Origin of the sequence: Stenotrophomonas sp. PS02298 (assembly GCF_029959445.1) — a bacterium.
Taxonomy (GTDB): domain Bacteria; phylum Pseudomonadota; class Gammaproteobacteria; order Xanthomonadales; family Xanthomonadaceae; genus Stenotrophomonas.
In genome coordinates this window covers 13,701-33,467 of record NZ_JASCOR010000033.1, presented here as the reverse complement: position 1 = coordinate 33,467, position 19,767 = coordinate 13,701, and the positions used below count along the sequence as shown (strand labels likewise).

The window sequence follows — 19,767 nt, the reverse complement described above, 5'->3', positions numbered from 1 at the left end:
GTGCCGAGCCATGCTCGGCAAGGGCTGTAGCGGGAAGGCCTCAGCCGAGCATGGCTCGGCTCTACAGGTGGAGCCTTACCGGGAAAGCCACTGCCGAGCATGGCTCGGCTCTACAGGTGGAGCTTTACCGGGAAAGCCACTGCCGAGCATGACTCGGCTCTACAGGCGTTATTGCGTTTGCTGGCAGCTGAAGGCTTTGCGCGCGCCCTGGGTCTTGCCGACCATGCGGTCGCTCAGGGTCAAGGCGTTGTTGTTGAGGCGCCAGTCGTAGATCACGCTGAAGGCCAGCACGCGCGCCACGTATTCGCGCGTTTCCTTGTAGCTGATGGTCTCGATCCAGAAATCCGGGTCGTAGTTCGGGCGTTGACTCTGCCAGCGTGCGGTCGGGGTGGGGCCGGCGTTGTAGGCGGCGATGGTGACGTAGGGCAGGCCGTTGTACTTGTCCATCAGCTGGCGCAGATAGGCGGTACCGATGGCGATGTTGGTATCCGAGTCGTACAGGCTGGACGCACCGCCATAGCCGCTCAAACCAATACTCTTGGCCACGCTGGCACCGGTGGCGGGCAATACCTGCATCAGGCCCATGGCATTGGCCGGCGAACGTGCATTCGGATTGAAGATGCTCTCGGCGCGGATCTCGGCAGCAATCCAGGCCGGGTCCAGCGCATTGCGTGCAGCTTCGCGGCGGATCGTGTCGTCGTGGTGCAGCGGGAAGCGCAGGTTGTACAGGCGCAACTCCTGCGGGCCTTTCAATGCAAACACCGCGCGGTCAAACCAACCGTTGTTGCTGGCCACTTCCACGGCGAGCCGGCGCTGGCTGTCGTCGAAACGCGACAAGGCCTCGGCCCATTCGCGGGCGGCCCAGCTCGGGCGTTCGATCTTGAACAGCTCGATCGCCCGCACCAGCGCCGGGTCGTGGCCGACGGCGGTCTTTGCCGCTGCGCTGTCGCCGGGATTCCACGGGCACAGGTTGTAGGGCTGCTTGAGTTTGTCGGCGGCCAGGAAACCATGGAAGGTCGGCTCGCTGGCGGCAGCGCGGTACAGCGCGGTCGCCTCGGCCGGCTTGCCGGTCTTCTCCAGCAGGCGGGCCTCGAACCAGCGCCAGCGCGAATCGTTGCGTTGGCTTGCCGGCATCTTGCGGATGGCGGTCAGTGCCGCCGGCCAATCGCCACGTGCCATCGCTTCGCGGGTCCGCCATTCGTGCAGGCGTTCGTCATAGGCCGACTCGGGCACGGCGGCCAGGCGTCGTGCCGAATCCGGCAGGTAGGAGGCCACCGTCCACAGTGCGATTTCGTACAACACCTTGCCTTGCTGCTCGGCGTTGAGGGCGAGTGCCTGGGCGTATTGCGGCAGCTGCAGCTCGGCGGCGCCGGGGTCGGCCTTGGCCAGCTTCTGCAGTCCGTCGACGGCGATGCGGCGGCTGCGTTCGTTCTTCGGCCAGTTCAGGGCGCGCGCGTCGGGCTTGTCGACGAAGGCTGCGTAGTCATTGGCCTGTGCCAGCTCGGCGGCTGGCAGGCCACGTGCGGCGGCGCGCATCACCGCCGGTTGCTGTGCATCGGCGGCAGCGTCGATGCGTTCCCAGCGCAGCGCCGGGGTCAGGCCGCCGCGGCTGGCGAGTACCGCAAACACCGGGTCGCAGCCGTCGGGCAGCGACTTGCCGGCGCTGCGCCATACAGACTGGGCGTCGCTGGTCCATTGCGCATCGGCCTTGCCTGTTGCCTGGCGTGCGTTGAGCTCGGCACAGCGCAGGCCGGGGTCGTTGCTGGCTTTCCAGTTGGCCAGCAGGGTCGGCCAGTCCTGGCGGCGGGCGAGGGCGGGCAACCAGGCCGAACGGAAGCTCTCGGCCACGGCCTGACCCTGGTAGCGCTTGAGGAAATCCTGCGCCTGCGTGGCCGGCAATGTGTCGATGTTGCGGCGCAGGGCGCTGAACTCCAGCCAGCCATACAGCGGATGATTGCGCAGTGGCGCGGCGGCGTTGGCATCGAACTGCCCGCGTTCGGCATTGTCGATGGCGGTGCGCATCGCGGTGCGTTGTGCGTCCAGGTTCTGGGCCTGGACGCAGGCGCTGAGCAGCGCGGCGAGGGTAGCCAGAGGCAGCAGGAGGATTTTATTCATGGCGGAAGGATAACGGCCGCAGCGTCAACGGCAGAGCAGCAGCCCAACCCGCACATGAACAAGCGCGTCGCTGCCGCGCAAACGGAAGCTGAACAGAAACCGCGGCATTGCTGGAAACCCCTGGAAGCAGGCGTAGCTTCGGTGGCGAGGCAGCCGGCCTCGCCCTGGGGGAACTGGAATGGCATTCAGTGCAGCAGGCAATAGCGGGCGTCCACTGGCCGATATCAACGTGACCCCATTGGTCGACGTGATGTTGGTGTTGTTGATCATCTTCATCGTGACCGCGCCGATGGTGGCGGTACCGATCCCGGTGGATCTGCCACAACGAACCGACAAGATCGTACAGCGTGTCGAACCGCCACCGCCTATCGAGTTGCGGGTGGATGCATCCGACCAGCTCTTCTGGAACGGCGAGTTGCTGGCGATAGGCGATTTGCAGGCGCGGCTGCAGGCACAGGCCGATCTGCATGAGGGCAACCAGCCCGAGTTGCGCATCGATGCCTCGCCGGATGCGCAGTACCAGGTGATGGCCAAGGTGTTGGCGGCGGCCAACAACACGCACATGCAGCGTATTGCCTTCATCCAGTAGCGTGCCGCGCATGGCAGGCATCAACCAGCCGATGTGAAGGTTGATGCCTGTCGCGCGGTGATGGTGGCCGCACCGCCACGCAGGTCCGGCGACATCATCGGATCTGCCGCCCATCGCCATTTCGCCCAAGCGTTTGCAGCAGCGGCCGAATACACTAGCGGCATGCAAAATTCCCGATTCGCATCGCTGTTGCCGGTGCTGGCGGTGCTGGGCTCGGTGACCTCGTTGTCGATCGGCACGTCCTACGCCAAAAACCTGTTTCCCATCATTGGCGCGCAAGGCACCAGCGCGTTGCGCGTGGGTTTTTCGGCGCTGTTCCTGTTGCTGCTGTGGCGGCCATGGCGCTGGCATACCAGTCGCGCCGATGGCGCGGCGATCCTGCGCTACGGGTTGACGCTGGGGCTGATGAACCTGCTGTTCTACATGGCGCTGCGTACGATCCCGTTCGGGATTGCCGTTGCCATCGAGTTCACCGGTCCGCTGGCGGTGGCGATGTTCTCCTCGCGGCGGCCGATTGATTTCGTCTGGGTCGGGTGTGCGCTGGTTGGGCTGGTGCTGCTGTTGCCACTCGATGGTGGCCAGGCCTTGGATCCAATCGGCGTGCTGTACGCCCTGGGTGCCGCGCTGTGCTGGGCGCTGTACATCATCTTCGGCAAGCGTGCCGGGCATCTGCATGCGGGCCACAGCGTGTCATTGGGCTTGCTGGCTGCATCGCTGGTGGTGGTGCCGGTGGGCGTTGCGCATGCCGGCATGGCGCTGCTGGAGCCCAAGATCCTGCTGGCCGGTTTCGTGGTGGCGGTGGTGTCCAGCGCCATTCCGATGTCGCTGGAAATGATGGCGCTCAAGCGCCTGCCCAAGGAAACCTTCGGCATCCTGATCAGCATGGAGCCGGCCGTGGCGGCGCTGTGGGCATTGCTGTTGCTGCACGAGCACCTGACCGGCCTGCAGTGGCTGGCGATCGGCTGTACGGTGTTGGCCTCGGCGGGCAGTACCTTGACTGCGCGGCGGCGACCACCGCCGGCGGCGATGGCTGGCTGAAGCGGCGCTCAGCGCAGGCTGTTGGCAGGGACTTCCACTTCCATTTCCACGGCCAGGTGATCCGAGTGCGCGGCGGGAACGGCGCGGGTGTCGATCATCTTCAGGCTGTCGGAAATCAGGATGTGGTCGATGGCGCGGTCCGGACCCCAGCTGGGGAAGGTCGGTACCAGGCAGCTCGGCGGTTGCAGCCGGGTCTTGTGGTACAGCACGCGCATCTCCGGGCGATCCGCCTTGCAGTTGAAGTCACCCATCAATACCGCGTTGGGATGATCCGCCAGCACATCGGAAATGAAGTCCAACTGCGACAGGCGCGAGCCGGTACCCAGCGATAGATGCGCCACCGCCACGGTCAGGCCTTCGTCGCCATCGCCATAGCGGGCGACCAGCAGGCCGCGGCCACCGATGCGGCCGGGCAGGGCGTGGTCCTGAACTTCCACCGGCTCAAGCCGGCTCAGCAGGCCATTGGCGCTGGAGGCGACGCCGCCCATGCGGCGGTTGGGCTGGTGCGCCCAATAGTTGAAGCCCGCGCGTTCGGCCAGGTAATGGGTCTGGTTGGTGAAGCCCGAGCGCAGGCTGCCCGGGTCGGCCTCCTGCAGGCCGACGATGTCGCGGCCGCTGGCCAGCTTGGCGATCGCGTCCAGGCTGGAGCGCTTCTGTCCGGCAGGCAGCGCATGTGACCAGCTGCGGGTCACATAGTCGCTGTAGCGGCGGGTGCTGGAACCGGCCTGGATGTTGGCGGTCAGCAATCGCAATGTCTGGGTAGGGGATTTCACAACGGGTTGAACTCAAGGGCCTCGTCACCGAGGCCCTTGATACCTCACTTGGCGTTGGCAGCGCGTTCGCGCGCGATCAGGTGGTCGGCAATGCGAAGCATGTCTTCATAGCCCTTGCCCTTGACCAGGTACTTGCCGTTGATGATCAGCGACGGGGTACCGGTGATCTTGCTGCGCTGGGCGAACTGCTTGCCGCGGTTGACCTTGGCGGCGACGCCGAAGCTGCCCATGGTGTCGGCGAAGGTCTTGGGGTCGACGCCGTACTTGCCGTAGAAGTTGGCAATGTCCTGCACCGAATCGGTGCCGCGCTCGCCCTTCAGGGTCTGCTCGATGTGGATGGCCGAGTACAGCGCGTCGTGGGTCTTTTCCTGCACGCCCAGGGTTTCGGCGGCGTAGAAGGCACGTGCGTAGTTGTCCCAGGTGCCGCCAAAGGCGGCCGGTACGTAGACGAAGTTCACGTCCGAGGGCAGGCCAGCCTTCCACGAGCTGATCAGCGGCTGGAAGCGGGCGCAGGCGGGGCAGACGTAGCCGAAGATCTCGGTGACTTCGACCTTGCCGGTGGCCGGCTGGAACGGCTGGCCACCTTCGATGGCGACAAAGTCGGTGCCGGCAACCGGCTCCGGGCCGACCAGGCGGGCCTGCGCCGGGACCGGGGCTGCCGGAGCGGCGTCGGTGGCAGCCGGGGCAGCAGCAGCTTCAGGGCTTGCACCTTCAGCGGCCGGGGCCGGGGTGGCGGCTGCCGGAGCGGCCTCGGTTGCGGCCGGGGCTGCCGGAGCGGTGGTATCAGCAGTGCCGTCCTGGGCTTTGCAGGCAACCATCAGCGGCAACAGGGCAGTCAGGGCCAGGGCGAAGCGGATCTTCATCGGGAGGGATCTCCAGCAGGGTGTGTTTGGGGCGCCGGGACAGTGCGACTGCAACCGGCGCGCGCAGGGACGCATTATGTGCGTATTCGGCTGAACAGGTGACCCGGCTCAGCCGGGCTTCAGCGGAGGTTTCAGCGGCGGCTGGAGCCAGTGCGTTCGCGGGCCACCAGGGCACTGGCGATGCGCAGGGTGTCGTCGAACGTCTTGCCCTTGACCAGGTACTTGCCGTTGACGACCAGCATCGGTGTGCCGCTGACCTTGGTCCGCATGGCGAAGGCGCGGGCGGACTTGACCTTGTCATCCACCTGCTGGCTGCGCAGCGCTTCGACAAAGCGCTGTGGTTGCACGTCGTACTGGGCATAGAAGGTTGCCAGTTCGTCGGGCGTGACATTCTGTGCTGGCAGGCTGCCCTGCACATGCAGCGCCTTGAACACGTCGGCATGGCTGCGCTGGCGTACGCCGACCTGTTCGGCGGCATAGAAGGCGCGCGCGTAGGAATCCCAGTAACCGCCAAACGCCGCCGGCACAGGGGTGAAACGCACGTCGGCAGGCTGCTTGGCCACCCATGCCTCCAACTGCGGCTCGAAGTGGGCGCAGTGCGGGCAGGTGTAACCAAACACCTCGACCACTTCGATCTTGCCGGCGAGCGGTGCAAACGGGCCCGGCTCGGCGATGAGTTCATAGTCATCGCCTTCGACCAGCGCGTTAGGGGGGGCGGCGCAGGCCGAGAGCGGGGCTATTGCCAGCAGCATCAGCAACAGTCGGGGGAACAACTTCATCGTGGGGAGTCTCCGTTGGAAAAACAGACGCCGACCTTGCGGCCGGCGTATCTGCGTGAGGCAGTTGCCGGGTCGCCGGAGCGACCGGCGGGTATCAGGGTTGCGCGGCGGCGGCGGCTACCGCGGCATCGTTGGCTCGATCATGCAGGCCTTGGACGTAACTGGCTAGCGCCTGGATCTCCTGTCCGGTCAGCGCGTGGCTGATCTGGGCCATGATCTTGAACTGTGCGGCATCCGCTTCGCCGGTCTGACCAGACTGGTAGCGCTGCAGACGTTGCGCGACGTAGCCGGCATGTTGGCCGCCGATATGCGGATAGGCTGGGCCCGGGTTACCAGCGCCGGTCGGACCATGGCAGGCGATGCAGGCCGGGATGTTGCGGCTGGCGTCGCCACCGCGGTAAAGCTTCTGGCCGACTTCGAAGAACTTCATCCCCTGGTACGGGCCGTCGCTGACCACGGCGTCATCGGCCACACCGGCACCGGACTTCTGGGTAGCGAAGAAGGCGCCGATATCGCGCATGTCCTGCGGGGTAAGCCCCTGCACGAACGGCAGCATCGCGGCGACTGCGCCTTCGGTGCGCTGGCCACTGGCGATCAGGGCTGTTTCCTTGGCGATATAGCGCTCGCTCTGCCCGGCCAGGCGCGGGTAGATCTCCACGGCGGAGTTGCCGTCGGCGCCGTGGCAGGCCGCACAGGTGGACGCTTTGGCCTCGCCGGCCTTGGCATCACCGGGTTTGGTCTTGCTGAAGTCGATTTCCAGCGAAGCGGTCTGTACCGGCGCATTGTCCGGCACGGCGATGACCGAGCTCTGGGCAAAGGCGACGGCGGCAATTACGGGGACTACCAGTGCTGCAACGGCAAGAACACGAGCATGGCGCATGCTGAAGCTCCGTGTGGACCGGGCCGGGCGGGGCTTTCCGCCGGCATCGCCCGGATTATCAACGGCGTTTTGCGGCACGGTCAACGCAGCAGTGCAGCAAAATCGGCCGGGTCGGTGGTCCCGGGACAGCGGCCAGGCCGACGCGCGGCGTCGCAACATGCGATCCTATGCCCATGTCATTGCTCATCGAACGCGCCCGTTACCACCTTTCCGCCCACAATTCCCGGCAGTTGCCGCCGGATCTGGGGGCCGAAGTGGCATTTGCCGGTCGCTCCAACGCCGGCAAGTCCAGCGCGCTCAACGCGCTGACCCGCCAAAATTCACTGGCCCGCGTCTCCAAGACCCCTGGCCGCACCCAGCAGCTGGTGTTCTTCGAGGTAACCCCCGAGGCGCACCTTGTCGATCTGCCCGGCTACGGCTACGCCAAGGTGCCGCTGGACCTGCAGGCGCACTGGCAGGCCTTCATCGACCAGTACTTCCGCACCCGCAATGCCCTCAAGGGCCTCGTGGTGGTGATGGATATCCGTCATCCGCTGAAGGACTACGACCGGCAGATGCTGGGGTATGCGGTCCAGCGCGGCCTGCCGGCGCATGCGCTGCTGACCAAGGCTGACAAGCTCGGCCGTGGCCAGCAGATGCAGACCCTGCAGAAGGTGCGCAAGGAACTGCACTCGGTTTTCGGTGACACGGTCAGCGTGCAGACCTTCTCCGGCGAATCGCGCCAGGGCGTGGACGAAGCGCGCGGCATCATCGGTGGCTGGCTGGGCCTGAACCCGCCGGCAGCTGACGGTGCAGGGGATGTGGGAGCGGCGTAAGGCTTGTAGGAGCGGCGTAAGCCGCGAAGCTGAAAATGTCTGGCTTGTGGGAGCGGCGTAAGCCGCGAAGCTGATGGTCTGTCAGTATCCACCGCACAACAAACGCCGCCTTGTCAGGGCGGCGTTTTTGTTTTTTGGTTGTTGCGGGAGCAAAGGCCAGAGCAAGAGCTTCCCTCACCCCTACCCCTCTCCCGTAAACGGGAGAGGGGACAGCAACAGCAACGGCAACAGCAACGGCAACGGCAACAGCAACGGCAACGGCAACGGCAACAGCAACAGCCTCACTTCAACGGCGAGAACTCAGCCGGCACCCACGCAAATGCCTCACCGGCGCGACGCACATGCCCCAGCCCCGGGAACGGCAGGTGCGCGCCGGCCACCCACCAACCCTGGTCGGATGCTTCGGCCATCAGTCGGCGGCGGCTGGCGATGGCGGCGGTGCGGTCGCTGTCGGCCTCGAAGGCGGCATCCGGGCGGGCGAACTGCACCGCATGGAAATGCACGATGTCGCCCCACACCAGCAGCTGTTGGCCGCTGCCACCCTCAAGCAGGTACGAGACATGGCCGGGGGTATGGCCGTGGCTGTCCAGTGCGGCGATCCCTGCCGGCAGGGGCTCACCCTGACCGAACCGGTGCAACTTGCCGGCGGCCACATAAGGCGCCACCGCTGTGCGGGCCAGGCCAAACGCGAACCGCAGCGGCTGCGGGGCAGTGGCTTCGCTGGCCGGATCGAGCCAATAGGCGGCATCGGCCTGCGACAGCCATACCGTGGCTTTCGGGAAGGCCGGCTTGCCCTGTGCATCCAGCAGGCCGCACATATGGTCCGGATGGGCGTGGGTCAGCAGCACGTCATCGACATCGGCCGGGTCGTAGCCGGCGGCACGCAGGTTGCCCAGCACCTGGCCCAGGCCGATATCAGCGCCGAAGCATTGTGCAGTGCCGGTATCGATCAAACTCAGGTGGTCGCCGCGCTGCACCAGATAGGCGTTGACCGCGGTCTGCAGGCCTTTGCCATCCTCCGGTACATAGCCATGCTCCAGCAGGCGGGTGACCGCGCCGGGATCAATGCCGACCAGCTCCTGCCGACCCAATGCCACCGTGCCGTCAAACAAGGCGGTGACCTGCAACTCGCCGATCTGCTGGTGATAGACACCGGCAACCTGCTGCTGCACGACATGCGTGCTGCGCGCCTGCGCGGCGCAACTGACGGCGAGGATCAGCAAGGCGGCGGCGATACGGTGTCGGGGGAGGATGCGCATGGGGGTTCCTGCAGATACGGCTGTGCCGCGGGAACTCAATGCTGCGCTTGAGTGCCGCCGCGTTTCGCTCACAATGCTGCGCGAAACGCTCGCATCACGATCAGCTGTTGCCGATTGCCGCAGGCTCCAGGCCGTAGCGCGCGGCGAAGCGCTTGTTGAAGCTGCCCAGTGAGCGATAACCGGCGCGCGCTGCCACGGTCTTCAGCGGCAGGCGGGTGGTGTAGAGCAGCTGCATGGCATGTGCCAGTCGCGCATCGGCTACCAGTTCGCGCACGCTGAGTTGTTCACCGGCCAGGCGCCGCCGCAAGGTGGCACCGCTGATGCCCAGGTGCGATTCGAAATCACGGGACTGCCACTCGCGTTCCGGCTGCGCGGCGACCAGATCGCGGATGCGATCGCCCAGGCCGGGCTCGGGCGCGGCGAGCAGGCTGCCATGGCCACGACGGCAGAAGGCCACCACCAGTGCGGCCAGGGCCAGTCGCGCCTCGGTGTAGTGGCCGTCCTGCAATGCCTGCCGCCATTGCAGCAGGGCCGCACCGTGTTCGGCCAGCGACAGACATGCCAGCGCATTGCCGGCATCGGGCAGGGCGTCGCTCCACAAGGCGCGCGCTGCAGCCAGCACTTCCGGGCATAGCGGCACGATGGCACTCAGATACAGGCCACTGTGCGGATCGGGAATATTGACAACGTCGATGCGGCTGCGGCGGGTGATCAGGAACAGATCACCCGGGCCGAATTCCAGCGACTGCTGCGCGGTACGGACCTGCTTGCGGCCCTGCAGCAGGATGGCGAACTGTGGCTGCGGAATGTCCACCGAGCTTGCGCCGTGTTCGCGGCGCGCGGTGATGCAGGCGTAGCCTTCGGCACGCTCGCAATCGACCAGCGAGGACAGCTGAGCCAGCAAGTGGAGTGTGGGATCGGCTTCGGTAGTCATCGCTTACACGGTGATCTGGAACAGGTGGCCGATGGCTGCGGCGGCGGCCATTGCCAATGCGCCCCAGAAAACCACCCGCAACGCGCCGCGCAGCACGGGGGCGCCGCCGGCGCGCGCGGCCAGTGCACCGGTGATACATAGTCCGACCAGGGTGGCGGCGGTGGTCACCTGCGCTACCAGCGCATGCGGGGCCAGCAGTGCGGTCAGTACCGGCAGTGCCGCGCCGACGATGAAGGCGCTGGCTGACGCTGCCGCCGCCTGCAGCGGGCGGGCGCGCAGTTCCTCGGTGATGCCCAGCTCGTCGCGCGCATGCGCGGCGAGGGCGTCGTGGGCGGTCAGCTGCTCGGCAACCTGCTGGGCAAGTTCGGGGCTGAGGCCGCGGCGGCGGTAGATGCCGGCCAGCTCCTGCAGCTCGCTGTGCGGGTCTTCGCGCAGCTCGCGTCGCTCCATGGCCAGATCGGCATGTTCGGCATCGGCCTGGGACATCACCGAGACATATTCACCAGCCGCCATCGACATGGCGCCGGCCACGGTGCCAGCGATGCCGGTGGCCAGGATCGCCGAGGAGCTGGCGCCGCCTGCGGCCACGCCGACAACGAGGCCGGCGACCGAGACGATGCCGTCGTTCGCGCCCAGCACGGCGGCACGCAACCAGCCGACGCGGTCCGAACGGTGGGTTTCACGATGATGGGGGCGACTCATGCCTACAGTGTAGGACGAGTGCCCAGTCAGCCGCGGAATGACTCGCAGCCGCAGCGCCAGCGGCGGTCAAGTCTGCTTTTTTAGGACGCTGAAAACCGCTGCCGTGACACGATGGCAATGTGCGCCACGATATAGTGCGCCCTTGCGATGGCGGGGGCTGGCCCCCACCTTCCCGCCCTGACCAGAATTCTGCGAGCCTGCCCTTGTCGAGCCCGAGCCACGTCGCTGACACACCCATCACCCACCGCGACCAGTTGGTCCAGAGCATCGCGGCGGGTGAAAAACCCAAGTCGCAATGGCGGATCGGCACCGAGCACGAGAAGTTCGGGTTCCGCCTGGATGACCTGCGCCCGCCTACCTTTGAAGGCGAGCGTGGCATCAATGCGGTGCTCGATGGGTTGACCCGCTTCGGCTGGGAGCCGGTGCAGGAGAACGGCAATACCATCGCGCTGCTGCGCGATGGTGCCTCGGTGACCCTGGAGCCGGCCGGTCAGCTGGAGCTCTCGGGCGCGGCGCTGGAAACCATCCACCAGACCTGCGTGGAGACCGGCAGCCACCTCAATGAAGTCGCACAGGTGGCCAGTGAGCTGCAGCTTGGCTTCCTCGGCATGGGCTTCCAGCCCAAGTGGGCACGTGCGGACATGCCGTGGATGCCCAAGGGCCGCTACCAGATCATGAAAAGCTATATGCCCAAGGTCGGTTCGCTCGGCCTGGACATGATGACCCGCACCTGCACCACCCAGGTCAACCTGGATTACGCCAGTGAAGCGGACATGGTGAAGAAGTTCCGCGTGTCATTGGCGTTGCAGCCGATCGCCACCGCGCTGTTCGCCGATTCGCCGTTCACCGAGGGCAAGCCCAACGGCTACCTGAGCTACCGCTCGCATATCTGGACCGATACCGATCCGGACCGCACCGGCATGCTCGACTTCGTGTTCGAGGATGGTTTCGGCTACGAGCGCTACGTCGACTATCTGTTGGACGTGCCGATGTATTTCTCCTACCGCGATGGCATCTACCACGATGCGAGCGGGCAGAGCTTCCGTGATTTCCTGCAGGGCAGGTTGCCGGTGTTGCCGGGCGCGTTGCCGACCCTGCGTGACTGGTCGGATCACACCACGACCGCCTTCCCGGAAGTACGGCTGAAGAAGTATCTGGAAATGCGCGGCGCCGACAGCGGCCCGTGGAGCCGCATCTGCGCGCTGCCGGCGTTCTGGGTTGGCTTGTTGTATGACGAGACCGCGTTGAATGCTGCCTGGGACCTGGTCAAGGACTTCAGCCTCGCCGAACGCAACGTGCTGCGCGATGGCGTGCCCAGGCAGGCGATGAACCTGTCGTTCCGCAATGGCACGGTGCGCGACCTGGCGCGCGAAGCCCTGGCGATTTCGCGCGATGGCCTGCGCCGTCGTGCCGCGCTCAATGCCGATGGCCAGGATGAAACGCGCTTCCTGGATGTGCTGCAGGAGATCGTGGATTCCGGCAAGACCGCGGCCGAGCGCAAGCTGGAGCTGTTCCATGGACGCTGGAATGGCAGCGTCGATCCCTTGTTCGGCGAGTTCGCCTATTGAGTCCGCGCGTGCAACCTGATCGGGTATCGGGTTGCTGCGTTCAAGCAAGCGCGCCTTGATCGGCAGGCAGGCACGGCAGCGTCATCAATGCACGAAGGCCGCCTTCGCTGCGGTTGTGCAGGCGCAAGCTGCCGCCGTGGTCCAGCACCACGCCATGTGCCACTGACAGGCCCAGGCCGATGCCGCCGGTATCGCGGTTGCGTGATTCGTCACCACGCGCGAACGGCAGGAACAATTCATTCTCGCGCGCAGCATCGATGCCGGGGCCGTCGTCATCCACCTCAAGCACGACATTGCCGTTGTCGCGGTAGAGCTGCAGCCGCGCGCTGCCGGCGTACTTGAGCGCGTTGTCGATCAGGTTGGATACCGCACGCCGCAGAGCCAACGGATCGCCCAACAGGACCGCCGGCTCGGCGGCAGTGAGCATCACGTCCTGGCCGGTATCCGCCAGGTCGCCGACCGCGCTTTCCACCAGGCTGGCGAAATCGAGGCGGTCGCGTGGGCCCGGCTGCGATTGGCCGTGCAGGAAGTCCAGCGCGGCAGCGATCATCCGGCTCATCTCGTCGATGTCGGCGCTGGCCTTGTCGCGTGCTTCCGCTGGTAGTGCCTGCAGGCGGAATGACAGCCGCGCCAGCGGTGTGCGCAGGTCATGGGCGATCGCGCCGATGGTGCGGGTGCGCTCGTCCAGCAAGCGGTTGATGCGTGCCTGCATGGTGTTGAACGAATCCGCCGCGCGCGCCAGTTCGGCCGGACCGCTGCGGTCCAGCGGCGCAGCGCCAGGATGGCTGCCGAGGCGATCTGCAGCTTGGGCGAAGCGGCTTATGGGTGCGGACAAGGCGCGCGAAAACCACCAGGCCAGTGGCAGCATCGCCACTGCGCCACACAGGAACAACAGGCCGACCTGGCGAGCGACGCTGGGCAATGGTCCGGGCATGCGGTGTACAACGCTGCGCCAATGGCCATCGGCTTTGCGTGTGGCGGCAACGAAGTTGCCGAACAGCGGTGCATTGGCGGGGAAGCCGTCATCCCCAGGCGGCATCGCATCGCGCATGGGGGGCGGGCGGCGGGCAGCTGGTGGTACGGCAGGTTCTGTCCCTGCTTCGTCGGTGGCCGCTGGCTCAAACACTGCCGCCCGGTCGGGACCAGCGGGACGCCGGTGAAACGCGCTGCCGGGACCGAGGCCGGGCATGCGCATGCCGTTGCAGTAGCTCACCTGGTCCTCGGCCACCCCCAGCCAGCGAGCCAGGCGCATCCTCATGAAAGGGTCCTGGCGATGGCCTTCCGGGCAGGCCGGTCGCTCGCTGCTGTCGGAGACGGTCAGCCGGTCGTTGGTCGATGGCAGTTCACTGGACAACAGTGCTACCACTTCCGACAGTGGTATGTCGGCCGGGCGCCGCGGGGGCATGGTCAACAACAGCGCGATGCCCAAGGCCAATGCCACCAGCAATGCGCCCAGCAGCAACAGGAAGGTGCGCGCGAAGATCGGCAGCGCTTTCACAGGCGGCGCACCGTGGGCAGCAGCAGATAGCCTTCGTTGCGAACGGTGCGGATCAGTTCCGGATGGCCGCGGTCATTCAACTTGCGGCGCAGGCGGCTGATCTGGCTGTCGATGGCACGGTCGTAGACGTCACTGCCGCGGTTGCGGGCGTTGTCCAGTAACTGGTCGCGGCTCAACACCCATTGCGGATGCTCCACGAAGGCACGAAGCAGGGTGAACTCGCTGTCCGACAAGGTGACGTAGACACCATCGGGATCGCGCAGGTCACGCCGCAGTGCATCCAGTCGCCAGCCGCCGAATTCGTAGACCGGGTGTGGGCTTTGGGTCTGTTCGGCATCGGCCTGCGTACGACGCAGGCGGGCGCGGATGCGCGCCAACAGCTCGCGTGGATTGCAGGGTTTGGACAGATAGTCGTCGGCGCCCACTTCCAGGCCGATGATGCGATCGGTGTCGCTGCCCAGTGCGCTGAGCATGATCACCGGCGGCGCGTTGCGTTCGCCGACCAGTTGGCGCATCGCGCTGAGGCCATCTTCGCCGGGCATCATCACGTCCAGCACCACCAGGTCGGGGCGTTGGCTGTTCATGGCCAGGCGCATCTGTGCTGCGCTCTCGGCGGTGGCTACGCTATAACCATGCTGGCCGAGGAAGTCAGCTATCAGGTTGCGCAGATCGGGATCGTCGTCGACCACCAGGAGATGGGTGGGCATGGGCTTCCTTTCGCTGCGACCGTGCTGGGGGACTCCGCATCCGGGGCCGCGCGACGCATCATAGCGCGCCAATTTGTCAATGTTTGTCAGCGCCCAGCGGCCTGTCGCCCGGTTCAGCATCCGGCGGTGAAGACGGCTGCCTAGAGTGCGCCATCCCATTCTGGCGCACTCCACGATGACAGCCCCACGCGTTCGTTTGATCAGCCGCGAAAACGGTGTTGGCCTGAGCCGTGACCTGGATCTGATGCAGCGCCTGTTGGCGCCGCGATTCGCCACCGAGAGGGTGGGATTCGGCAGTACCGGGCGTACCCGCGCGCAGGTGGCCGGTCTGTGGGGACGCCGCCTGTTGCAGGGGCGGGTGCCGCTGCAGATTTTTTCCGAGCGGGTCTACCCGCGCTGCCTGCCATTGGCGGAGCGCAATTTCCTGCTGCCCAATCCGGAGTGGTTCCTGCCGCGCTGGCACCCGAGCCTGGCCAGGTTCGATGCGGTGCTGTGCAAGACCCGTCACGCCGAGCGCATCTTTGCTGGATTGGGTTGCACCACCCGATACATCGGCTTCACCAGCGAGGACCGCCTGCTTCCCGATGTAGCGCGGCAGCGGGTGTTCTTCCATCTGGCCGGGCGCAGCAGCGCCAAGGGCACGCGGGTGTTGCTGGATACCTGGCGCAGGCATCCGCAGTGGCCGCTGCTGATCGTGGTGCAGAATCCGCGCACCGCTGGCGAGCGGGTGATCGCGGACAACATCGACCATCGCATCGCGGTGCTCGATGAGGCGGAGCTACGCAGGTTGCAGAACCAATGCCTGTTCCATATCTGCCCCTCCGAGACCGAAGGCTACGGTCATTACCTGATGGAAGCCTTGAGCGTTGGCGCGGTGACGCTGACCACCGACGGTGAACCAATGAATGAACTGGTCACTGCGCAGCGCGGGCTGCTGATGCTGCCGGCACAGGCAATCAAACGTGACCTTGCATGGCGCTATTACATCGATCCGGCGGGCATCGAGCTCGCGGTGACACGCGCGTTGCGGCTTTCCGACGCTGCACTGGACGCCATGTCGCGGCAGGCGCGGGAGCACTTCGTGGACAATCAGGAGGCCTTCATCCATCGCTTCCAGCGCGTGGTCACGGAAGGGTTGCCATTGCAGCGGCGGTCCATGCCGGCGCTGCTGCGGGTGAAGGAATGAACGCTGCCATCGGCCAGGTATTCCTGGTGGGCTGTCCGCGCTCTGGTACCACCTTGCTGCAACGTTTGCTGAGCACGCATCCGGATATCGTCTCGTTGCCGGAAACGCATTTCCTGCAGCGTCTGCTGCGCTACGGCGACCGCCATCGCGAATCAGCGCGGGCGTGGCGCTGGAAACAGCTGCATGGCGTGCGGCATGCGCTGCAGGCGTGGCTGGGGTGGGTTCCGGGTGGACAGGTCCGGCGTGCCTGGGCTGGCGTTCCCGAACTGGCAGCTGCATCGCCATCGGCGTTCGCCCCGGTCAGCGCGCAGCTGCAGGCGTTTGCAGATGCGATGGCGGCGCACTGCGATGGTTCCGGCGGACAACTCTGGTTGGAGAAAACCCCAGACCACCTGTTCTATCTGCGCTCGGTCAGCAAGCACCTGCCGGATGCACGGGTGATCCACCTGCTGCGCGATGGCGAAGAAGTGGTGGCATCGCTGCATGCCGCTGCCGCGCGCTATCGGCCCTGGCATGTATACGCGGATGTCGATCGTGCGATCGATCGCTGGAATCGAGCCGTCGTTGAAAGCGGGGCGTGGTTGCATGATCGGCGCCATCTCTGGGTGCGCTACGAACAGCTCATCGCGCAACCGCAGCAGGAACTGGCGCGGATATTTGCGTTCCTCGGTTGCGATGTCGTCGATTGCGCGACGGCAGGATCCGTTGATCTGAGCGTTCTGGTCCGTAGCGATGAACCCTGGAAACAGGGCGCGGGCGAGGCGTTGCATGATCGCCGCAAATTCCAGCTTTGCTTCGATGCCGCACGACGCGCGTATATCCGTGCGCGCCTGATCCCGTTGTCCGATGACCTGCTCGCCGCAACGCGGCGCCCCTTTCCTTATTGAGCCCAGAGCACTCCCATGCGCTTGTCACTCCAGAAATTCACACCCTTCGCAGCCTCGCTGCTGGTGCTGTCGCTAGCCGGCTGCGGCGCGTTTGGACGCTGTCAGGATGGCCCGCCGCCTGGCCCGCATCGTGGTGGACCCGGTGGCCCGCCGCCTTCGCTGTCACGTGATCCGGCATTCACCAAGGCATTTGACGCCTGCCTGGCCGAACAGGCAGGTAGTCCTGCGGCCGAGGCAGCGGAACAAGGCGATTCGGCACGGCCCAGGCTCGACCGGCAAGCCATGGATGCCTGCCTCAAGGGCAAAGGCGTGGAGCCACCTACACCACCGCCGCGCCCGCGCGAACATCGCTGAGCCAAGCACATTCACCTGTCCCAGTGCTGGGGCGCAGTTGCTAGACTGCCGCCTCATCCTCCGGAGGCAGGCGCATGGGCAGCACGGCAGAAGAGATCGTCTTCTATACCAACCCGATGTCACGCGGGCGCATCGTGCGCTGGATGCTGGAGGAGTTGGGCCAGCCGTATCGCACCGAGGTGCTGGTGTACGGCCAGAGCATGAAGGGCCCGGAGTTCCTCGCCATCAACCCGATGGGCAAGGTGCCGACCATCGTGCACCGTGGCGTGGTGGTGACCGAGGCTGCCGCGATCTGCACCTATCTGGCCGATGCGTTTCCCGCTGCAGGGCTGGCGCCCGCCGTGGATGATCCGCTGCGTGGCAGTTACCTGCGCTGGCTGTTCTTCGCTGCCGGACCGGTGGAAGCCGCTGTCAGCGCCAAGGCCCTGGGCCTGCTTGCCCCGCTGGAGAAGGCTGGCACCGTTGGCTACGGCAGCTTCGAGCAGACCATCGATACCCTGGAGCAGCTGGCCGCATCGGCGTCGCCGTGGCTGCTTGGCGAGCGCTTCAGTGCGGCCGATGTCTATGTTGGCAGCCAGATCCTGTGGGGACAGATGTTCAAGAGCATGCCGCCACGCGATGCGTTTGCCGCGTATGGCGAGCGCCTGCGTGCCCGCCCGGCCTGGCAGCGGGCAAGCGCCCTGGATGATGCACTGATCCCGCCGCGTAGCTGATGCGCAGGCTCTTGCTCTGCTTGGTCCTGCTGGCCGGTGTAGCCAGCGCCGTGACCGCAGCTGCGGCGGAGCTGTCCTCGCTGGATTGGCTGCTGGGCAACTGGCAGCGCACCGGCATGGCAGCCGGTACGAGCGGCGCTGAGCAATGGCGTCGGCAGGCGGATGTTCTCGAAGGCGAGGGCCGCAGCTATCGGCAAGGCGAACTGCAATTCCAGGAACGTCTGCGCATCATCGATGCAGGCGGGCAGCTGTACTACGTCGCCGATGTTGCTGGGAATCCCGCGCCGGTCAGGTTCGCACTGGTGGAGCAGGGCGCGCAGTCGGTGGTGTTCGAGAACCTCCGGCATGACTTCCCGCAGCGGATCGCCTACCAGCGCAACGGCCGGCAGCTGACAGCCACCGTCTCCGCTGGCGAACGTGTGCAGGTGTTCGAGTTCGCGCAGGCCGCGCAACCGACTGACTGAGCGGCGGCCGACGTCACGGCCCCCACGTTAGAATCCGGGTTCCGTGATGAAGGGACGCCCGGTGTCGCCATTCAACCTGTTCCAGCGCCTGTCGCAGGCGCCAACCAACCCGAAGGCCGAGCCGGTGGCGCGGACCTTCGATGTGGCCGAACTGTATGAAGGACCGGTGCAGCTGGCCGATGCCGCCGATGCCGCGCCGCTGGCGCTGGACGAGAAGCTGCGCCAGGCCTACTTCTGGATCGTCAACAACGCCATCATCAGCCCGCATTACGACATCGAGTACCACGCCGGTCCGTCGGCCAGCTTCAATGTTGGTGACACCCGCCGCCAGCTGACCTTGCCATCGGCGCAGAGCTATTCCAGCTACGTGCTGCTGCCGCTGCTGACCTTCGCCACCCGCCGCAAATGCCTGTTCGTCGGCGGCCCCGGCCGGGGCAAGACCGCCAGTGCGATCCTGATGGGCGTGCTTGCCGGTTACCCGGTGCGCGAGGTGCGTCGCGCCATGCAGCATGGTCACCCGCAGATGACCATCGCCGACCTGCTCGGCAACCCGCTGCCGGCCGATCTGGTCGCCGCGCAGGATATGTCGCAGATCCGCATCGCGTGGCGCAGCTGGTTGGGCATGCGGGTCAAGATCATCGACGAGTACAACCGCATCCCCACCCGCACCCAGAGCGCGTTGCTGACGGTGATGGGCGACAACTACGCCGAAGTGCTCAACCAGGTCTACGAATGCCCGGAGTCGGCGTGGTACCTCACCGCCAATGACGACCGTGGCGGTGGCACCTACCAGGTGATCGAGGCCCTGCGCGACCGCATCGACGTGGTGGTGCAGGCATTGGCCTTCAACCCGCGCTTCCTCGAAGAAATGCTGCTGCGCATCGAGCAGAACATCCGTCCGGAAGAAGTGGTACCGCGCGAGATCATCTTCAGCGAGGAAGAAGGCGACCTGATGCTGCAGCAGATCCGCGCGGTGGACGTGCCGCAGGACGTGCGCAGGCGCATTGAGTTCTTCAGCAGCCAGTTCGAGTTGATGGAAACCGCGGGTGCACAGTTCGAATACCTGACCAAGGACACCGTGCGCCTGGCCGGCGTTGACTGGGCCCAGGCGATTGCTGCCGATTCCGGCCGTGATCGCATGAAGGACCTGGGTTGCCAGACCCGCAATGGTTTGTCGGTACGCAACCTGATGACCTTGCTGATGTTCGCCAAGGCATTGGCCTGGTTCCGTGGCAATGCCGCGGTCGCGCTGGACGACGTGCGCCAGGTGTTGCCGTTCGTGCTCAACGACAAGCTGCAACCGGATCTGGATGCGCCGTTCTTCGCGCTGCCGGAAAACGCGGCTTACCGCAGTGACCGGCTCAGCTGGCTGCGCTGGTTGCTGGACAGCTCCAATGCCGAGTACGACCGCCTGGACCTGGATCGGAACGATCCGGTCGGCGAGCTGTCCGCGCAGTTCGCGCGCGGCCTGGATGGCGTCAGCGAGCGCGAGACGCGTGCGCGTCTCACGCGCATCGAACGGCTGGTGGAGGAACGGGTGAAGGGCCGCAAGCTCTACGGTCATCTGTACGACGATCTGCTCAAGCTCAAGTACCTGCACCAGCGCTATACCAATTACCTGCATTGGCAGCAGGCGCGCTGAG

20 protein-coding genes are annotated in these 19,767 nt (G+C 65.8%); 10 read left to right on the top strand and 10 right to left on the bottom strand.

What is annotated here, in order from left to right; translation table 11 throughout:
- Positions 1-168: 168 nt before the first annotated feature.
- On the bottom strand, positions 169-2,115 hold the full coding sequence (locus QMX78_RS07465; RefSeq protein ID WP_282268057.1) for a transglycosylase SLT domain-containing protein: 1,947 nt from the start codon (positions 2,113-2,115) through the stop codon (positions 169-171).
- A gap of 178 nt (positions 2,116-2,293) precedes the next feature.
- Between QMX78_RS07465 and QMX78_RS07460 the strand changes: the two genes are divergently transcribed.
- Both QMX78_RS07460 and QMX78_RS07455 read left to right on the top strand, forming a co-directional pair.
- Complete coding sequence (locus QMX78_RS07460) at positions 2,294-2,704, top strand: biopolymer transporter ExbD (protein WP_282268055.1); 411 nt, start codon at positions 2,294-2,296, stop codon at positions 2,702-2,704.
- A gap of 162 nt (positions 2,705-2,866) precedes the next feature.
- A complete protein-coding gene (locus QMX78_RS07455; protein ID WP_282268053.1) occupies positions 2,867-3,742 on the top strand; it encodes an EamA family transporter in 876 nt (291 codons plus the stop codon).
- An 8-nt stretch (positions 3,743-3,750) separates the two neighbouring features.
- Here the strand turns inward: QMX78_RS07455 and QMX78_RS07450 are convergent, their stop codons facing one another.
- From QMX78_RS07450 to QMX78_RS07435, 4 genes are all read right to left on the bottom strand, one after another.
- Positions 3,751-4,488 carry an endonuclease/exonuclease/phosphatase family protein gene (locus tag QMX78_RS07450; protein WP_282268060.1) on the bottom strand — a complete coding sequence of 246 codons (738 nt, stop codon included), beginning with the start codon at positions 4,486-4,488 and terminating at the stop codon, positions 3,751-3,753.
- A 71-nt stretch (positions 4,489-4,559) separates the two neighbouring features.
- Positions 4,560-5,378 carry a thiol:disulfide interchange protein DsbA/DsbL gene (locus tag QMX78_RS07445; protein WP_282268051.1) on the bottom strand — a complete coding sequence of 273 codons (819 nt, stop codon included), beginning with the start codon at positions 5,376-5,378 and terminating at the stop codon, positions 4,560-4,562.
- 131 nt (positions 5,379-5,509) lie between these two features.
- On the bottom strand, positions 5,510-6,157 hold the full coding sequence (locus QMX78_RS07440; RefSeq protein WP_282268049.1) for a thiol:disulfide interchange protein DsbA/DsbL: 648 nt from the start codon (positions 6,155-6,157) through the stop codon (positions 5,510-5,512).
- A 94-nt stretch (positions 6,158-6,251) separates the two neighbouring features.
- Complete coding sequence (locus QMX78_RS07435; protein ID WP_282268047.1) at positions 6,252-7,037, bottom strand: c-type cytochrome; 786 nt, start codon at positions 7,035-7,037, stop codon at positions 6,252-6,254.
- Between the two features lie 173 nt (positions 7,038-7,210).
- On the opposite strand from QMX78_RS07435, the gene yihA reads away from it, so the two are divergent.
- On the top strand, positions 7,211-7,852 hold the full coding sequence (yihA, locus tag QMX78_RS07430) for a ribosome biogenesis GTP-binding protein YihA/YsxC (protein WP_282268046.1): 642 nt from the start codon (positions 7,211-7,213) through the stop codon (positions 7,850-7,852).
- A gap of 281 nt (positions 7,853-8,133) precedes the next feature.
- Here the strand turns inward: yihA and QMX78_RS07425 are convergent, their stop codons facing one another.
- From QMX78_RS07425 to QMX78_RS07415, 3 genes are all read right to left on the bottom strand, one after another.
- Positions 8,134-9,111, bottom strand: a complete 978-nt coding sequence (locus tag QMX78_RS07425; protein WP_282268044.1) for an MBL fold metallo-hydrolase — start codon at positions 9,109-9,111, stop codon at positions 8,134-8,136.
- Positions 9,112-9,211: 100 nt separating this feature from the next.
- Complete coding sequence (locus QMX78_RS07420) at positions 9,212-10,045, bottom strand: helix-turn-helix domain-containing protein (RefSeq protein ID WP_282268042.1); 834 nt, start codon at positions 10,043-10,045, stop codon at positions 9,212-9,214.
- A 3-nt stretch (positions 10,046-10,048) separates the two neighbouring features.
- Complete coding sequence (locus QMX78_RS07415) at positions 10,049-10,747, bottom strand: VIT family protein (protein WP_282268040.1); 699 nt, start codon at positions 10,745-10,747, stop codon at positions 10,049-10,051.
- Between the two features lie 203 nt (positions 10,748-10,950).
- On the opposite strand from QMX78_RS07415, the gene QMX78_RS07410 reads away from it, so the two are divergent.
- Positions 10,951-12,315 (top strand): glutamate--cysteine ligase, encoded by a 1,365-nt coding sequence (locus tag QMX78_RS07410; RefSeq protein ID WP_282268039.1) that lies wholly within the window; start codon positions 10,951-10,953, stop codon positions 12,313-12,315.
- A gap of 40 nt (positions 12,316-12,355) precedes the next feature.
- Here QMX78_RS07410 and QMX78_RS07405 read toward each other — a convergent pair whose 3' ends face one another.
- The gene (locus QMX78_RS07405) at positions 12,356-13,813 is read right to left on the bottom strand and encodes a HAMP domain-containing sensor histidine kinase (protein WP_282268038.1); all 1,458 of its coding nucleotides are present in this window, start codon (positions 13,811-13,813) and stop codon (positions 12,356-12,358) included.
- Positions 13,810-14,520 carry a response regulator transcription factor gene (locus QMX78_RS07400; protein ID WP_282268036.1) on the bottom strand — a complete coding sequence of 237 codons (711 nt, stop codon included), beginning with the start codon at positions 14,518-14,520 and terminating at the stop codon, positions 13,810-13,812. Before QMX78_RS07400 ends, QMX78_RS07405 begins: the two co-directional genes overlap by 4 nt.
- A 175-nt stretch (positions 14,521-14,695) precedes the next feature.
- On the opposite strand from QMX78_RS07400, the gene QMX78_RS07395 reads away from it, so the two are divergent.
- The 6 genes from QMX78_RS07395 to QMX78_RS07370 all read left to right on the top strand — a co-directional run bounded on the left by QMX78_RS07395 (position 14,696) and on the right by QMX78_RS07370 (position 19,766).
- Positions 14,696-15,706: a glycosyltransferase gene (locus QMX78_RS07395; protein WP_343239198.1), complete on the top strand. Its 1,011-nt coding sequence runs from the start codon at positions 14,696-14,698 to the stop codon at positions 15,704-15,706.
- Positions 15,703-16,593, top strand: coding sequence for a sulfotransferase (locus tag QMX78_RS07390; RefSeq protein WP_282268032.1), 891 nt, complete (start codon positions 15,703-15,705; stop codon positions 16,591-16,593). The genes QMX78_RS07395 and QMX78_RS07390 overlap by 4 nt, the downstream gene beginning before the upstream one ends.
- A gap of 15 nt (positions 16,594-16,608) precedes the next feature.
- A complete protein-coding gene (locus QMX78_RS07385; RefSeq protein ID WP_282268030.1) occupies positions 16,609-16,947 on the top strand; it encodes a hypothetical protein in 339 nt (112 codons plus the stop codon).
- Between the two features lie 74 nt (positions 16,948-17,021).
- Positions 17,022-17,660 (top strand): glutathione S-transferase family protein, encoded by a 639-nt coding sequence (locus tag QMX78_RS07380; RefSeq protein WP_282268028.1) that lies wholly within the window; start codon positions 17,022-17,024, stop codon positions 17,658-17,660.
- Positions 17,660-18,124, top strand: a complete 465-nt coding sequence (locus tag QMX78_RS07375; RefSeq protein ID WP_282268026.1) for a DUF6265 family protein — start codon at positions 17,660-17,662, stop codon at positions 18,122-18,124. Before QMX78_RS07380 ends, QMX78_RS07375 begins: the two co-directional genes overlap by 1 nt.
- A gap of 46 nt (positions 18,125-18,170) precedes the next feature.
- Complete coding sequence (locus QMX78_RS07370; RefSeq protein ID WP_282268025.1) at positions 18,171-19,766, top strand: MoxR family ATPase; 1,596 nt, start codon at positions 18,171-18,173, stop codon at positions 19,764-19,766.
- Position 19,767: the final 1 nt, after the last annotated feature.

Excerpts from the sequence above, each read along its gene's own strand:
- QMX78_RS07465 (WP_282268057.1), bottom strand. The coding sequence starts at position 2,115 with ATGAATAAAATCCTCCTGCTGCCTCTGGCTACCCTCGCCGCGCTGCTC.
- QMX78_RS07460 (WP_282268055.1), top strand. The coding sequence starts at position 2,294 with ATGGCATTCAGTGCAGCAGGCAATAGCGGGCGTCCACTGGCCGATATC.
- QMX78_RS07455 (WP_282268053.1), top strand. The coding sequence starts at position 2,867 with ATGCAAAATTCCCGATTCGCATCGCTGTTGCCGGTGCTGGCGGTGCTG.
- QMX78_RS07445 (WP_282268051.1), bottom strand. The coding sequence starts at position 5,378 with ATGAAGATCCGCTTCGCCCTGGCCCTGACTGCCCTGTTGCCGCTGATG.
- QMX78_RS07440 (WP_282268049.1), bottom strand. The coding sequence starts at position 6,157 with ATGAAGTTGTTCCCCCGACTGTTGCTGATGCTGCTGGCAATAGCCCCG.
- QMX78_RS07435 (WP_282268047.1), bottom strand. The coding sequence starts at position 7,037 with ATGCGCCATGCTCGTGTTCTTGCCGTTGCAGCACTGGTAGTCCCCGTA.
- yihA (WP_282268046.1), top strand. The coding sequence starts at position 7,211 with ATGTCATTGCTCATCGAACGCGCCCGTTACCACCTTTCCGCCCACAAT.
- QMX78_RS07425 (WP_282268044.1), bottom strand. The coding sequence starts at position 9,111 with ATGCGCATCCTCCCCCGACACCGTATCGCCGCCGCCTTGCTGATCCTC.
- QMX78_RS07420 (WP_282268042.1), bottom strand. The coding sequence starts at position 10,045 with ATGACTACCGAAGCCGATCCCACACTCCACTTGCTGGCTCAGCTGTCC.
- QMX78_RS07415 (WP_282268040.1), bottom strand. The coding sequence starts at position 10,747 with ATGAGTCGCCCCCATCATCGTGAAACCCACCGTTCGGACCGCGTCGGC.
- QMX78_RS07400 (WP_282268036.1), bottom strand. The coding sequence starts at position 14,520 with ATGCCCACCCATCTCCTGGTGGTCGACGACGATCCCGATCTGCGCAAC.
- QMX78_RS07395 (WP_343239198.1), top strand. The coding sequence starts at position 14,696 with ATGACAGCCCCACGCGTTCGTTTGATCAGCCGCGAAAACGGTGTTGGC.
- QMX78_RS07390 (WP_282268032.1), top strand. The coding sequence starts at position 15,703 with ATGAACGCTGCCATCGGCCAGGTATTCCTGGTGGGCTGTCCGCGCTCT.
- QMX78_RS07385 (WP_282268030.1), top strand. The coding sequence starts at position 16,609 with ATGCGCTTGTCACTCCAGAAATTCACACCCTTCGCAGCCTCGCTGCTG.
- QMX78_RS07380 (WP_282268028.1), top strand. The coding sequence starts at position 17,022 with ATGGGCAGCACGGCAGAAGAGATCGTCTTCTATACCAACCCGATGTCA.
- QMX78_RS07375 (WP_282268026.1), top strand. The coding sequence starts at position 17,660 with ATGCGCAGGCTCTTGCTCTGCTTGGTCCTGCTGGCCGGTGTAGCCAGC.
- QMX78_RS07370 (WP_282268025.1), top strand. The coding sequence starts at position 18,171 with ATGAAGGGACGCCCGGTGTCGCCATTCAACCTGTTCCAGCGCCTGTCG.